This window comes from Anaerostipes stercorihominis (genome assembly GCF_057535655.1).
In genome coordinates this window covers 1-812 of sequence record NZ_BAAJCL010000035.1, presented here as the reverse complement: position 1 = coordinate 812, position 812 = coordinate 1, and the positions used below count along the sequence as shown (strand labels likewise).

Below are 812 nucleotides of genomic sequence, written 5' to 3'. Positions count from 1 at the left end.
TTTAAAGAACACCCTGCTCAGCCCTTTGTAGGCAGCGGCAATCTCCATCAGGAAGATGCCGAACTGCGGGCTCTAAAAAAGCGGATCAAAGATTTGGAAGAAGAAAATGAATTCCTAAAAAAAGCAAGCGCCTTCTTTGCAAAGAACCTGAAGTGACCCGTTACCTTTACATGGATCAGCACCGCTCCAAATACCGGGTCGCAAAGATGGCGCAGTGGCTTCAGGTTTCAAAAAGCGGTTATTATGCGTGGCGGAAGCGTCCCAAAAGCCTGCGCTGCGCGGAGAATGAATCTCTCCTGAAAGAGATTATCCGGATCCATAAGGCATCGCATGGCACTTATGGAGGCAGGAAGATAACCCATGAAATAAACCGGGGATCAGAAAAACCAGTCAACCACAAACGTGTAGAGCGCATCATGCGTGAAAACGGCATACGGTCAAAAAGCCACAGAAAATATAAAGCAACAACAAATTCACACCATCACCTTCCGGTGGCGGAAAACATCCTGAACCGGGATTTTACAGCAGACAGGCCCGGGCGGAAAATGGTAAGCGACATCACATACATCCCGACGGAGGAAGGCTGGCTGTACCTTGCAGGGGTTATGGATCTTTGCGGGGATAAGATAGTCGGGGTATCGATGGATGGGCGTATGACGAAGGAGCTTGTAATAGCAGCGCTTAAGGATGCGGTCAGCCATACAAAGACTACAAGCGGATGTATCCTGCATTCCGACAGAGGAAGCCAGTACTGTTCACAGGAATACCAGAAGCTTGCAAAAGAGCATGGTTTTATCAGCAGCATGAGCCGC

General features: G+C 49.0%; 1 protein-coding gene. It reads left to right on the top strand.

All coding sequences use genetic code 11. The features are described 5' to 3' along the window. Positions 1-110 precede the first annotated feature (110 nt). The coding region (locus AC27EF_RS13580; protein WP_487111300.1) for an IS3 family transposase at positions 111-812 on the top strand (702 nt) is incomplete at its 3' end.